Here is a 13,548-nt window from a genome sequence, read left to right as displayed (position 1 = left end):
TCCCCACCACTCTAGGAGCAAAGAATGGTCCTGCACATCCCCATCCACTGGAGCGCCGCTGGCCGCAGCGTCGCCTTGGTCAGCTGTATGGCACTCGGTGGCAGCCTACTCTCGGCTGCCGCGACGACCAGCGCCGCCGGCGCCGTCGACGCACAGCAGCTGTCGATCGACTTCTCCGCCTCCACCGGCAAGGTGCACGGCGGCGCGACCGGCGTCCTCTACGGACTCTCGGACGACGAGGTGCCGACGACTGCCGTGGTCGCCGGCGCCGCACCGAGGACGGTGACCCAGATGCCCGAGGGCGGGCTGCAGCATCCCAACGGCGGGGCGCTGAGCGTGTCCGACACGTTCTTCAGCGCGGGCGGAGACGACATCTACATCAACATCCAGGACTACTACCCCAAGTGGGGCTACGCGAACGCCGAGGACCCGCAGAACACCTACCCGGGTCAGGCGGACTTCCTCGCGAAGGTCCGCACCGTCGTTGAGCGCGTCGCCCGGGACGCGGACCCGGATGCGCTCGACCGCTACGTGTTCACGCCGTTCAACGAGCCCGACTGGATCTGGTACGGAAACTGGAGCGCCAGCCGCGAGCGTTTCTTCGCCGACTGGGAGGCGGCGTACCGGCTGATCCGAGAGATCATCCCCGGCGCGCGCATCGCGGGGCTGGGGGAGGCCAACTACAACCGGCAGCGCCTCACCGACTTCATGACGTGGGCAGCCGAGCGGGACGTTCTGCCCGACATCATGACGTGGCACGAGTTGGACAAAGGCGACCTGGCCACCTTCTCGGACCACCTCGAGCACTTCCGCGCGCTCGAGGAGTCGCTCGGCCTCCCCGAGACGCCCGTCAACGTCACGGAATACTCGCCCTGGCGGAGCGACACCGGCGTTCCGGGCCGGATGATCCGGTGGATCTCGCTGTTCGAGACGCACAAGGTGGATGCCGAGGTCGCGTACTGGACCGCGGCCGGCAACCTCAGCGACCACACCTCGCGCACCCAGGGCGGCAACGGCGCCTGGTGGCTGCTCAAGTGGTACGGCGATCTGACCGGCGAGACGGTCGAGGCGACGCCGCCCCAGCCGGAGACGCCGGACACGTTGCAGGGCCTGGCCGCCCTCGACGACGACCGTCGCACGGGCACAGTCCTCTTCGGTGGCACGGGCAGCCCTGTCACCGTCGACGTGGAGGGCCTCGATCCCTCCGTGTTCGGCGCAGAGGTCGACGTGCGACTGGAGCGCACCCGGTTCACCGGCCAGGAGGGCCTGGGCGATCTGCCGACGACCCTCTCGGTCGAGAGAGCCAGGCTGGGCGCCGACGGGACGCTCGACATCGACGTACCTGCTGGGACCGAGATGGACGCCTACCGCCTGACGATCACGCCGTCTGCGGACGGGCCGGTCGCGACTGCCGACGTCCCCTGGTCCCAGAAGACTGAAGCGGAGTCCATGACGCTGGCCGGCGGGGCCCGCGTCGCGACCCAGTCCGGCACGTATGCGACGTCCGGCGGTCAGGACGTCCGTGGTCTCAGCACGTCGACGGCCCGGCTGACCTGGGACGTCGACGTCCCTGCCGCCGGCACCTATCGGCTCGACATCCTCTACGGCACCGGCACGAACGTCCCCGGCCAGCCGCGAAGCCGAACCTCGGGTCGCCACGCGCTCTACGTGGATGATCGGCTGGACCAGGTGGTCCAGTACTCCTCTACCCTCGGCGACACCTACAAGGGACGGGTCGGCGTCCTTGTCGACCTCCCTGCGGGCGCGTCGACGCTCTCCTTGCGCACCAGCGCGGACGGCGGCGCCACGGCGCTCCCCGGCAGCAACCTTGCGATCGACGTCGTCGACCTCGTGACCGAGGGCGGGCCCGAGACCTCGACGTACCCGGCGTCGTCGGCCCGGACGACGGGCAAGGCCACCGTCCTGCCGACTGACGGCGGCCGACTTCACCTCTCGCCGGGTGCACGAGCCGAGTTCTTCGTCGTCGCGGAGGAGGATGGCTACTACAAGCTGCAGGTCGACACCGGCGTCGCCGGGGGCAGCGGGGCGTACGACCTCGCGGTCGACGGGCGCGAGATCCCGGGTGCGACCAGCCCAACTGGACGGGATGGTCGCACCACCGCGACCATCCACCTCGGGCGCGGTATGCACCAGGTGCACGTCACAGCTCGCCAGCGTCTCGGTGTCGACGAGCTGCGGCTGATCCGCGACGCAGCCTCCGACGTCCATGCGACGACGGTGCAGGCCGAGCACCCGTCGGTCGTCCGGAGCGCCGGCGCAACGGTGGAGACGCCGCCGGCGGCAGCAGGCTCCAATGTTCGCGGGCAGTTCGTCGGTTGGCTCACCGCCGGGCGCACGATCACCATCCCACGACCGGCTGGGGTCGAGCCCGGGGCATACGACATCGGCGTCACCTATGCCAACGCCGACAAGTTCACCGGGCACCCATACAACGCGGACATCATCTCGCGCAGGGCGGACATCCGTGAGGAGGGCGCCGAATCCACGAGCACGGTCGCGTACCAGCACACCTACAGCGACTACAACTTCTGGACGCGAACGACTCCGCTCGCCCTCACCACGCGCAGCGGTGGCATCGTGATCGGCAACCCAGCCGGGGACGCGCCGAATATCGATGCGGTCACTGTGGCCCCGTTCGTCATCGACGTGCGCAACGAAGGACGCTGAGTCCTACGGGGACGGTTGGCCCACGGTGCCCATCGACTGGCGCCGCGAGGCCGACCGTCCCCCGAACGGGAACGCCGGCTGCCAGGTTCGCTGGACTCCCTGTCGCGACGCTGCTACCCGATTTCGGGCGGCTGCAAATTGGTCGGTTCCGAGACCCCGGCGTAGGCCTCGCGCATCCGGCCCGGCGTGGTATCGAAGGCGCGGCGAAAGGCTCGAGTGAAATGCGCCTGCGAGGAGAAGCCCCAACGGGCAGCGATATCGGCAACACGGAGGTGCTGACAGGCCGGGTCGAGCAGGTCGCGATGCGCGGCATCGAGTCGCTCTGTGGTGATGAGTTCTCCAAGCGTCCGACCCTCGCGGGCGAGCAGGCGGTTGAGGTGACGCGTGGAGACGCCGACGGCCTGGGCCACCGCATCGGGGGTGAGATCCGCGTCGCCCAAGCGCCGTCGGACCTCGTTCACGGCTGCGTCGGCAACGGCCGCGGACGGTGCGTTCTCGGGAGCGATGATGGCGATCGCGGCCTCGACGAGCTCGCTTGTGTCACGAGTCGTCGATCCCTCGTCGGTGGCTGAGGCTCGCAGCATTTCCCGCATCAGTCGCGACAGCGCGCGGCTCCGACTGCCCCCAACGGCGACCGCCGCGCCACGGGCCAGGGACTCCCTGGCGGGGCCCAGCCGTGGCAGCACGTCGTGCGGTAGGTCGAGCAAAACCTGGTGCATCTGCGTCTCGAATCCGAAGAGATAGGGACGCGAGGCGTCGTAGACCACGGTGTCACCGGCTCTGAGTCGCAGGCAACCGTCGGCGTGGACGAAGAAAGCCGAACCCTGCACAAGGTGTGTGAGGAAGATCGATGCCTTAGGTGTGCGTTCGACATGCTTGGCGCTGCGCTCTACCACGTGGGGATTCCCCACGATGTCGGCGACGCATACGCCGCCGAGATCAAGGTTCATCTCACGTGCCCGCAGGCCACCATCGTGCACGGTCATGCACCTCAGTGCCACAAGCTGACGTTCGTTGTACTCCTCCCAGAAGGCGGTGCGGTCCGGCGCATCGACCTGGTCGGTGCTAGCCACGCTCAGTTGTACCGACATCTGGGTTCTGACCCTCCTGGACTGCGTCGCGACCCGGATCGCGCGTGACGTCTGTCACTTCGCGCTTCAAGTATTCGGCGGCGTCGACCTGGCGTCAATCACGCGCGATCCGATGTCCATATCTGACCGTCGGCCTGTCCGCCTGGGGAAAGACCAGGCACTGTCTTGCGGCGTTGACTCGACCTGTCAGATCACTGGCACCCAAGTCACGAGGAGATGTCATGCCCGAAGAACCCACCAGCGAGTTCTGGTCCCACCTCAAGCCCATCGCCAACGCACTCAAGCCCGATGCCCAGCCGGAGGTCTTCCACCAGTTCGCCCCGATCGAGGACGAGCGCTACTACGCGCCGCTCTCGGAGACAGTTTTCTCCCGCCCGCTCTGGATCTCCCCGCGCGACAATCGGTGGGCGGACATCCTCTGGGCCAAGACACCCGGACTGGTCAACCGGCACTACCACCCCCACGAGGTCTTCGCCTACACGATCTCCGGCAAGTGGGGCTACCTCGAGCAGCCCTGGACAGCGACCGCCGGATCCTTCGTCTACGAGACTCCCGGCGAGGGTCACACCCTGGTCTCCTACGAGCACGAGGAGCAGATGCGGGCCTTCTTCGTGGTCACCGGCCCGCTGGTCTGGCTCGACGAGGACGGCAACGGCCAGGGTTACTTCGACGTCCACGACTACCTTGACCTCTGCCGCCGGCACTACGACGAGTCCGGCGTCGGGGCCGACTACATCGACTCCCTGATCCGCTGATCGGCCGACGACCATGACCACCACGAGACCTGCCTCCGTGCCCAGCGATCCTCGGCGCTACGACCGCAGCGACAACGATGGCTACCGGCCGCCGCCTCGGGGCGGTGCGTACGAGAACGTCCTTCTCGCCGTCCTCTTCGCCACCTTCGGCTTCGTGTTCTTCGACCGGCTGGCCCTGAACTTCTTGAGCCCGTACTTCAAGGCAGAGCTGGGACTGAGCAACTCAGATATCGGCCTGCTGGGCGGTCTTCCGGCTCTGGCGTGGGCTCTGTCCGGCCTCGCCATGGGCTACCTCTCTGACCGGGTCGACCGGCGTAAACCTTTCCTCATCGGCGCGATCGTTCTCTTCACCGCCTTCTCCGCACTCTCCGGGCTGGTGGGGGGACTGGCCAGCCTGCTGTTGCTCCGTGCGGTCATGGGCGGCGCGGAGGGTGCGGTCCTCCCACTTGCCCAGCCGATGATGATCCACTCATCCAGGCCGCGTAGGCGCGGACTGAACATGGGCCTTGTCCAAGGCTCGTCTGCCGGCCTGCTGGGCGGCGTGCTCGGCCCCATCATCACGGTCTATCTAGCCGAGGCTTACGGGTGGCGCATGGCCTTCCTCGCGACGGTCGTTCCCGGCGCGATTCTCGCGCTACTGGTTCTCTTCCTGGTCAAGGACCTGCGCCTGCAGCATCCGGCGACCCTCGCGCAGGACCGTGCCGATCGCATCGAAACCGAGAGTGCGGAGCGAAGCGCCATGACCTTGTCCATGGCGCTGCGGAGTCGCAACGTCCTGCTGTGCCTGACAATCTCGATCTTCTACCTGACGTGGTTCACGACCACTCAGACATTCGCACCCCTCTACCTCAGCGAGGTCAAGGGTTTCAACGGCGGCCAGATGTCATCGGCATTGGCCGGGATCGGTATGGCCTGGGTCGTCTGGGGCGCCCTGGTGCCAGGTATCTCCGACCGCATCGGGCGCCGGCCGGCCATGGTCGGGTTCAGTGCGCTGGCTGTCATCGCTCCTATGGCAGTCATCGTCATCGACTCTCCGGGACTGCTGTTCCTGGCTCTGGCGCTGACCTACACCGGCCTGGGCTGCTTCACGCTCATGATGGCCACGATCCCGGCTGAAACCGTGCCACGGCATCTGGTCGCGACGTGCCTGGGGCTCATCATGGGTATCGGCGAGATCTTCGGGGGATTCGTCGCCCCCTGGATAGCTGGCGTGTTGTCGGATTCCTTTGGACTGCAGGTGAGCATGTTCATCTCCGCGGCTGCGGCCGCCATCGTGGTCGCGCTCTCTCTCGGGCTGCGAGAGACCGCCCCCGCTCGGATGCAGGCATCGTGATGACGAACACGACAACGGCGCTGCGTTGGCACGCTCCTGGCGACCTCAGGCTCGAGGAGGTACACGTGCGGACGCCGGGCGTGGGGGAGGTGCGGGTGCGCCCGGCCTACGTCGGCGTATGCGGCAGCGATCTTCACGAGATCGTCGACGGCCCGCATGCGATACCGGTCAGCCGCCCCCACGGCCTCTCCGGCGGCCGAGCCCCTCTCGTGCTCGGGCACGAGTTCTCTGCGGTCGTGGAATCCGTAGGCCCCGGCGTCGAGGGGCTCGCCCCCGGCGACCGGGTCGCGGTCGAGCCCAACTACCGCTGCGGCACCTGCGCCGCGTGCCAGAGCGGGCGATACCACGTCTGCGAGCACTTCGGGTTCGCGGGGCTGATGGGCGACGGCGGCATGGCGGGCCTCGCCGTCTTGCCCTCCTACATGCTGCACCGTCTGCCGAGTCGGGTCGACCTTGCCCAAGCAGCTGTACTCGAGCCCGCGGCGGTGGCGCTGCACGCCACCCGGCGCTCGGGTATCGGCGCAGGCGACACGGCAGTCGTGATCGGCCTCGGACCTGTCGGGCTGCTCGTCTGCCTGCTGCTGCGACTGCGCGGTGTGCAAACCATCGTGGGTGTAGAACCCTCCGAGCAACGACGCGCCTTGGCTCTGAGCATGGGCGTCGACCACGTCATCGACCCGTCGAGAACCGAGAATGGACCAGCTGACCTCGTCCGGAAGCTTCTGGGCGGTGGCGCGACCGTGTCTTTCGAGGTCGTCGGTCACCAGTCGACCTTCGACATGGCTCTGGCAAGCGTTCGTTCAGGAGGGACGGTGCTGCTGGTGGGGCTGGCCGGGGGACTGCACTTCGACGGGTTCGCCGCTGTGAACGCGGAAATCACAATCCGTGCGAGTGTGGGCTACAACGACTGCTATCCCGAACTCATCGATCTCGTCGCCCAGGGTCAGCTCGACCTAGACCCGTTCACTGGCGACATGGAGCCACTTGCCGATGCTGTGGAAGTTCTGAACGACCTGGCACGCGGGCGGCGTCAAGGGCTCAAGACTTTGATCCGCTGTGCCGGCGCCGATATCGGTGCTTCGGTGCCCACTGTCTTCACCAACGTCTCGCAGGTACGGACGTAGATCAGGCGGCCTTGTGTCATCCGTGCTCGCAGCTCAGTGACCGCGGCGGCAGGAGCGGGTGGGGCTGGAGATCGACGCACGTCCGGCGTCAGCGGCCGGCCTATGTCCAGCTCCCATTTCATCCGCGGTAGGCGACTGCGGCGACGATCAGGTCGGAGAGCGTGATCCCTGCGGCGAGAGGGATTCCCAATGCGGGGCCGGGTGCGGGTAAGGGGCGAATGTGAACGGAGAGATGGGATGCGGTAGCGGAGTTCAGAGGACCTTCCGATTTTCCATCTGATGCCTATGGCTGGGATGAGGCCATCCGGGCCGGTGACTTTTGTTGCGGCCGGGGTGCTGGGGATCATGCCCCTTCACGCGATGGCGTCAGGAAGGACGTCCTTCACGATCGTCAGCAGGCAGTGACGCAGCAGGCTGTGCGCCTGGGCTCGGGTGAGGACACCCTTGAGCAACCAGTCGCGTCCGGCGGACCTGGCGAGCTGGCCGTAGGCCCTGATCATCGCCCGCAGCTCGGACCGATGGCGAGTGTCGTCGGCCAGGCCGACCGCCTCGAGCACACGGTCGACCGAGTCGTTCTCGGCCTTGAGCAGGATCTTCTCCAGCTCGGGATCCCTGCCGACGCCCATCGCCCCGCTCGCGCTGATCCAGCTGGCCCCTTGCTCGGCTAGTGAGTCGAGGAACCACGTGACCGCGGCGTCGATGCGCTCTTCGAGGGGGCCATCGGGCAGCTCGCTGACGGCGATCGCGGGAACGGTGGCGGCCTCGCGTACGACCTCCAGGTAGAGATCGCGTTTCGTGCCGAAGTAGTGGTTGAGCAGCCCGCGGGCGACCCCTGCCGCTCGCGCGATCTCGGCCGTGGACACCTCGCCGTAGGGTCGCTCGGCGAAGAGATTCTTTGCGGACGCAAGGATCTCTTCGCGTCGCTGGTCCGGACCGAGGCGTCTCCACCTGGGCTCTTCGGCGGTGCTCATGGGGTCGAGTCTTCCATCGGTCGCGACCAGGGCAGCCACGAGGGCAGTCCCTCCGCGACCGTCGTCGGGAAAGCGGGGGGACGCTTCTCCAGGAACGACATCACCCCCTCGACCGCGTCTGCGCTGGTCGGCAGGCCTGCGATGAGCCGGGAGTCCACCTCGTGGGCCAGGTATGGAGTCGGCTGCCCGCTCAGATGGTTGAGCATCTGCCGGATCACGGCGACCGAGACCGGCGCGGTGTTGTCCCGGATGTCGCGGGCGAGCTCGTACGCCGCATCGAGGACGTCGGTCGGCGCGTGCGTGGAGGTCAGCAGGCCGGCTGCCTGGGCCTCTTCGGCGAAGAAGACGCGGCCGCTGGTCATCCAGTCGTGCGCCTTGGTCATTCCGACCAGGCGGGGGAGGTGCCAGGCGGATCCTCCTTCCGGGAAGATGCCACGGCGGCCGAAGACGAACCCGAACTTCGAATCCGTGGAGCCGAGCCGGAAGTCACACGCCAGCGTGATCGTCAGTCCGGCGCCGATCGCGGCGCCGCGCATCGCCGCGATCACCGGCTTGTTCATCTCGAAGACGCGCCGGGAGCATCGTCCCGCGGGTTCCTGCCAGGCGCTGACGTCGTCGACCGTCTCGTTGACGTCGAAGCCGCCGCCGGACAGGTCGGCGCCCACGCAGAAGTCGGTGCCGGCTCCGGTGAGCACGACCACCCGGACGTCCTCGTCGTGGTCGGCGCGGTGGAGGGCAGCGTTGAGGTCGTCTGCCATGGCGAGCGTGTAGCCATTCCTGGCCTGGGGCCGGTTGAGGGTGATGGTGGCGATCCGCTCGGAGACCTCGTAGGTGATGTCGGAGTAGTCGGTGATGGTGCTCGTGTCCATGAGATGACCTCTGTTCCGGATTGCTTGTTGACCGGCTGCCAACAGTAGTGCACTATTGGCGCTGTGCCAACAACTACGACTCGATCCTGGATGACGGAAGACCTTCATGCGCTGCGTGAGCTGGCGGCGACGTACTTCGCCAAGGAAGTGCTGCCGCGCGCCGAGGAGCACCGTGCCCAAGGTCACGCGAGCCCTGAGGCCTACCTGAAGGCCGGCGAGCTCGGTCTCGTCGGGATGTCGCTGCCCGAGGCGTACGGAGGGGGAGGAGGCTCCTTTGCGCACGAGACCGTCCTGATCGAGGAGCAGGTCGCCGCGGGGGACACCTCGATGGGATTCGCCGTGTCGGTCGGGATCGTGGCGCACTACATCGCGGCGTACGCGACGGAGGAGCAGAAGCGTCGCTGGCTGCCGAAGGTCGCCAGCGGCGAGTGGGTGCTCTCCATCGCGATGACCGAGCCGGGCACCGGCTCCGACCTGCAGGCCATCAGCACCCGCGCGGTCAAGGACGGCGACGACTACGTCATCAACGGGTCCAAGACGTTCATCTCGAACGGGCATGTCTGCGGACTGCTGGTGATCGCGGCCCGAACGAGCGACGAGCCGGGTGCGGCCGGGATCTCGCTGATCGTGGCAGAGGTCGCCGACGACCCCGAAGGCTTCACCCGCGGCAGGGTGCTGGACAAGATGGGCCAGAAGGATCAGGACACCGCTGAGCTCTTCTTCGACGACTTCCGCGTCCCGCAGTCGCACCTCCTCGGTCCCGAGGAGGGCAAGGGCTTCTACCAGATGATGGAGCAGCTCCCGCAGGAGCGGTTGATCACCGCGATCCTGGCGCAGGCCCAGATCGAGCGCACCGTCCGCCTCGCGGTCGACTACACCAAGGACCGGCACGCCTTCGGCAAGCCCCTGCTGGCGCTGCAGAACACCCGCTTCGAGCTCGCTGAGTGCGCCACCATCGCCCGGGTCAACCGTGCGTTCCTCGACCAGTGCATCGAGAAGCACCTTCGTGGTGAGCTCGACGCCTCCGAGGCCTCGATGGCGAAGTACTGGATCTCCGACCGTGCCACCGAGGTGGCCGACCGCTGCCTGCAGCTGTTCGGCGGCTACGGCTACATCAACGAGTTCCCGATCGCCCGCATCTACACCGATGTCCGGGTGCTGCGGATTCTCGCGGGTGCCAACGAGGTGATGAAGGAGCTCATCGCCCGTTCCCTCTGACCCGCCCACCTGCCACCGACGTACGTCACCGACGACCCGTCTCGAAAGGACAGCTCGCTGTGAGCACCGACGCATTCATCTACGACCATATCCGCACCCCGCGCGGCCGCGGCCGCAACGGCTCGCTCCACGGCGTCAAGCCGGTCACGCTGCTCGTCGACCTGATCGACGAGCTGCGCAAGCGCAACCCCGGCCTGGACACCGACGCGATCGACGACTTCGTCGCCGGCGTCGTCTCCCCGATCGGCGACCAGGGCTCGGTCATCCCGAAGACCGCGGCGCTGGCCGCGGGCCTGCCCGACACCGTGGGCGGTCTGCAGATCAACCGCTTCTGCGGCTCTGGGCTCGAGGCCGTCAACACCGCGGCCCAGAAGGTCGTCTCCGGCTGGGACTCGCTGGTGCTCGCCGGTGGTGTCGAGGTGATGTCGCGCGTTCCGATCGGGTCGGACGGCGGCGCCTGGGCGATGGACCCGGCCACCAACTACGACACCTACTTCGTGCCACAGGGCATCGGTGCCGACCTGATCGCGACCATCGAGGGCTTCAGCCGTGAGGACGTGGACACCTACGCCGTACGTTCCCAGCAGCGGGCCGCCCGCGCCTGGGAGGAGGGCCGATTCACGGGCTCGATCGTGCCCGTGCACGACCAGAACGGCCTGCTCCTCCTCGACCGTGACGAGCACATGCGCCCCGAGTCGACCGTCGAGTCCCTCGGGAAGCTCAAGCCGTCGTTCGAGACGATGGGCGATCTCGGTGGGTTCGACGCGGTGGCGCTGCAGAAGTTCCACACCGTGGAGCGGATCAACCATGTCCACACCGCCGCCAACAGCTCCGGCATCGTCGACGGTGCCGCGCTGGTGCTCGTCGGTTCGGAGCAGATCGGCAAGGACCTCGGTCTGCGTCCTCGCGCCAGGATCGTCGCGACCGCGACCTCCGGTGCCGACTCCACCATCATGCTGACCGGCCCGACCCCGGCCACGCACAAGGTGCTGGCGACCGCCGGTCTGACCGCGGAGGACATCGACCTGTGGGAGATCAACGAGGCGTTCGCCTCGGTGGCCCTGAAGTGGCAGAAGGACTTCAACATCCCCGACGAGGTGCTCAACGTCAACGGCGGCGCCATCGCGATGGGCCACCCGCTCGGCGCGACCGGCGCCATGATCCTCGGCACCATGGTCGACGAGCTGGAGCGGACCGGTGGCCGTCGCGCCGTCGTCACCTTGTGCATCGGCGGCGGCATGGGCGTCGCCACCATCATCGAGCGCATCTGAGCGCCCCCATCTTCCGACACACGCAAAGGAAACTCATGAGTGCGAACATGATCGGCTGGGAGCAGGACGCCGACGGCATCGTCACGCTGACGATGGATGACCCGACCCAGTCCGCCAACACGATGAACGCGATCTTCATCGAGTCGCTGCGCGCCACCGTCGCGCGCCTGGTGGCCGAGAAGGACGAGGTGGCCGGGGTCGTGCTCACCTCGGCGAAGAAGACCTTCTTCGCCGGCGGTGACCTCAACGACCTCAGCGCGGCCGGCCCGGAGGACGCCCAGCGCGTCTTCGATCTGGTCACCGATATCAAGGCCCAGCTCCGTACGCTCGAGAGACTGGGCAAGCCCGTCGTCTCAGCGATCAACGGTGCGGCACTCGGCGGCGGCCTCGAGATCGCGCTCGCCACCCACCACCGGATCGCCGCCGACGTCAAGGGCTCCCAGATCGGGCTGCCCGAGGTCGGACTCGGGCTGCTGCCCGGCGGCGGTGGCGTCGTACGCACCGTGCGCATGCTCGGCATCGTCGACGCGGTCATGAAGGTGCTCGGCCAGGGCCAGCGCTACCGGCCCGCCCAGGCTCTCGAGGTCGGCCTGGTCGACGAGGTCGTCGCTCCCGAGGAGCTGCTCGCCGCCGCCAAGGCGTGGATCGTGGCCAACCCCGAACCGGTCCAGCCCTGGGACGTCAAGGGCCACAAGATCCCCGGCGGTACCCCCGCAACCCCGGCGCTCGCGGCCAACCTGCCGTCCTTCCCGGCGAACGTCCGCAAGCAGCTCAAGGGCGCCAACTACCCCGCACCCCGGGCGATCCTCGCGGCCGCCGTCGAGGGCGCGCAGGTCGACTTCGACACCGCCTTGGACATCGAGTCGCGTTATCTCGTCGAACTCGTCACCGGTCAGGTGTCGAAGAACATGATCAAGGCCTTCTTCTTCGACATGCAGCACATCGCGGCCGGCGGCAGCCGCCCCGAGGGCCACGAGAGGTTCGTCGCCACCAAGGCCGGTGTGCTGGGCGCCGGCATGATGGGCGCGGCGATCGCGTTCGTGTGTGCCAAGGCGGGGATGGAGGTCGTCCTCAAGGACGTGTCGATCGAGAACGCCGAACGTGGCAAGGGCTACTCCAAGAACCTCGTCGACAAGGCCGTCGCGCGCAACAAGATGACCCAGGAGCAGGCTGATGCTCTCTTGGCGAGGATCGTCCCGGCCGTCGAGCCGAGCGCGCTCACCGGCTGCGACCTGGTGATCGAGGCGGTCTTCGAGAGCGTCGAGCTCAAGCACCAGGTGTTCCAGGAGATCGAGCCGTACGTTGCTGACGGCGCGGTCCTCGGTTCCAACACCTCCTCGCTGCCGATCACGGGCCTGGCCGACGGCGTGCAGAAGCCGGAGGACTTCATCGGCCTGCACTTCTTCAGCCCGGTCGACAAGATGCCGCTGCTGGAGATCATCGCCGGCGACAAGACCAGCGACGAGACCCTGGCCAAGGCCTTCGACATCGCCCAGCAGATCAAGAAGACCCCGATCGTCGTCAACGACAGCCGCGGGTTCTTCACCAGCCGCGTGATCGGCACCTTCCTCAACGAGGCCCACGCCATGGTCGCCGAGGGCATCTCAGCAGCCTCGATCGAGCAAGCTGGCCTGCAGGCGGGCTACCCGGCCGCGCCGCTGAAGCTCTCCGACGAGCTCAACTTCTCGACGATGAGCAAGATCCAGAAGGCGACCCAGAGTGGCCTGGAGGCCGACGGCAAGGGCCACCTCTACTTCCACCACCCGGCCTACGACGTCATCGACCGCATGCTCGAGGAGTTCGGCCGAACCGGCCGCGCAGGCGGCGGAGGCTTCTACGACTACGAGGACGGACGGGCCACGGGCCTGTGGCCCGGACTGGCCGAGCACTTCGGCGCGGGCAGCAAGGAGATCCCGTTCGAGGACATGAAGGAGCGGATGCTCTTCGCCGAGTCCATCGAGACGGTCAAGTGCTTCGACGAAGGTGTGCTGCGGTCGGTCGAGGATGCCAACGTGGGCTCGATCCTGGGCATCGGCTTCCCCGGCTGGACCGGCGGCGTCGTGCAGTACATGAACGGCTACGAGGGCGGTCTCGCCGGCTTCGTGGCGCGCGCTCGTGAGCTCGCGGCCGCCTACGGTCCGCAGTTCACCCCGCCGGACTCACTGGTCGCCAAGGCCGAGGCAGGCGAGTCCTTCGAAATGGTCCCGGCCGATTAGCTGCCGCTGATC

10 protein-coding genes are annotated in these 13,548 nt (G+C 67.5%); 7 read left to right on the top strand and 3 right to left on the bottom strand.

What is annotated here, in order from left to right:
- Nucleotides 1-24: 24 nt before the first annotated feature.
- Nucleotides 25-2,688, top strand: coding sequence for a hypothetical protein (locus HD557_RS14285; protein WP_196874349.1), 2,664 nt, complete (start codon nt 25-27; stop codon nt 2,686-2,688).
- Nucleotides 2,689-2,801: 113 nt separating this feature from the next.
- Here the strand turns inward: HD557_RS14285 and HD557_RS14280 are convergent, their stop codons facing one another.
- Nucleotides 2,802-3,779 (bottom strand): helix-turn-helix domain-containing protein, encoded by a 978-nt coding sequence (locus HD557_RS14280; RefSeq protein WP_196874348.1) that lies wholly within the window; start codon nt 3,777-3,779, stop codon nt 2,802-2,804.
- Between the two features lie 221 nt (nt 3,780-4,000).
- Between HD557_RS14280 and HD557_RS14275 the strand changes: the two genes are divergently transcribed.
- From HD557_RS14275 to HD557_RS14265, 3 genes are read left to right on the top strand one after another with little or no spacing between them, the layout of a single operon-like run.
- Nucleotides 4,001-4,534 (top strand): 2,4'-dihydroxyacetophenone dioxygenase family protein, encoded by a 534-nt coding sequence (locus HD557_RS14275; protein ID WP_196874347.1) that lies wholly within the window; start codon nt 4,001-4,003, stop codon nt 4,532-4,534.
- Nucleotides 4,535-4,571: 37 nt separating this feature from the next.
- Nucleotides 4,572-5,867: an MFS transporter gene (locus tag HD557_RS14270; protein WP_196874346.1), complete on the top strand. Its 1,296-nt coding sequence runs from the start codon at nt 4,572-4,574 to the stop codon at nt 5,865-5,867.
- A complete protein-coding gene (locus tag HD557_RS14265; RefSeq protein ID WP_196874345.1) occupies nt 5,867-6,991 on the top strand; it encodes a zinc-binding dehydrogenase in 1,125 nt (374 codons plus the stop codon). Before HD557_RS14270 ends, HD557_RS14265 begins: the two co-directional genes overlap by 1 nt.
- A gap of 353 nt (nt 6,992-7,344) precedes the next feature.
- Here the strand turns inward: HD557_RS14265 and HD557_RS14260 are convergent, their stop codons facing one another.
- Both HD557_RS14260 and HD557_RS14255 read right to left on the bottom strand, forming a co-directional pair.
- Nucleotides 7,345-7,962 carry a TetR/AcrR family transcriptional regulator gene (locus tag HD557_RS14260; RefSeq protein WP_196874344.1) on the bottom strand — a complete coding sequence of 206 codons (618 nt, stop codon included), beginning with the start codon at nt 7,960-7,962 and terminating at the stop codon, nt 7,345-7,347.
- Nucleotides 7,959-8,831, bottom strand: a complete 873-nt coding sequence (locus HD557_RS14255) for an enoyl-CoA hydratase-related protein (RefSeq protein ID WP_231380288.1) — start codon at nt 8,829-8,831, stop codon at nt 7,959-7,961. Before HD557_RS14255 ends, HD557_RS14260 begins: the two co-directional genes overlap by 4 nt.
- Before the next feature lie 90 nt (nt 8,832-8,921).
- Between HD557_RS14255 and HD557_RS14250 the strand changes: the two genes are divergently transcribed.
- From HD557_RS14250 to HD557_RS14240, 3 genes are read left to right on the top strand one after another with little or no spacing between them, the layout of a single operon-like run.
- Complete coding sequence (locus HD557_RS14250) at nt 8,922-10,049, top strand: acyl-CoA dehydrogenase family protein (protein ID WP_196874343.1); 1,128 nt, start codon at nt 8,922-8,924, stop codon at nt 10,047-10,049.
- 59 nt (nt 10,050-10,108) lie between these two features.
- Nucleotides 10,109-11,320 carry an acetyl-CoA C-acetyltransferase gene (locus tag HD557_RS14245; RefSeq protein ID WP_196874342.1) on the top strand — a complete coding sequence of 404 codons (1,212 nt, stop codon included), beginning with the start codon at nt 10,109-10,111 and terminating at the stop codon, nt 11,318-11,320.
- Nucleotides 11,321-11,355: 35 nt separating this feature from the next.
- Entirely contained in the window at nt 11,356-13,536 is a 2,181-nt protein-coding gene (locus HD557_RS14240; RefSeq protein ID WP_196874341.1) for a 3-hydroxyacyl-CoA dehydrogenase NAD-binding domain-containing protein, read from the top strand.
- Nucleotides 13,537-13,548: the final 12 nt, after the last annotated feature.

The organism is Nocardioides luteus (assembly GCF_015752315.1).
Classification (GTDB): domain Bacteria; phylum Actinomycetota; class Actinomycetes; order Propionibacteriales; family Nocardioidaceae; genus Nocardioides.
This window is presented reverse-complemented; position numbering and strand designations above follow the sequence as displayed.

Bases quoted from the DNA above. Each gene is read 5' to 3' on its own strand.
- HD557_RS14285 (WP_196874349.1), top strand. From the start codon at position 25: ATGGTCCTGCACATCCCCATCCACTGGAGCGCCGCTGGCCGCAGCGTC.
- HD557_RS14280 (WP_196874348.1), bottom strand. From the start codon at position 3,779: ATGTCGGTACAACTGAGCGTGGCTAGCACCGACCAGGTCGATGCGCCG.
- HD557_RS14275 (WP_196874347.1), top strand. From the start codon at position 4,001: ATGCCCGAAGAACCCACCAGCGAGTTCTGGTCCCACCTCAAGCCCATC.
- HD557_RS14265 (WP_196874345.1), top strand. From the start codon at position 5,867: ATGACGAACACGACAACGGCGCTGCGTTGGCACGCTCCTGGCGACCTC.
- HD557_RS14260 (WP_196874344.1), bottom strand. From the start codon at position 7,962: ATGAGCACCGCCGAAGAGCCCAGGTGGAGACGCCTCGGTCCGGACCAG.
- HD557_RS14255 (WP_231380288.1), bottom strand. From the start codon at position 8,831: ATGGACACGAGCACCATCACCGACTACTCCGACATCACCTACGAGGTC.
- HD557_RS14250 (WP_196874343.1), top strand. From the start codon at position 8,922: ATGACGGAAGACCTTCATGCGCTGCGTGAGCTGGCGGCGACGTACTTC.
- HD557_RS14240 (WP_196874341.1), top strand. From the start codon at position 11,356: ATGAGTGCGAACATGATCGGCTGGGAGCAGGACGCCGACGGCATCGTC.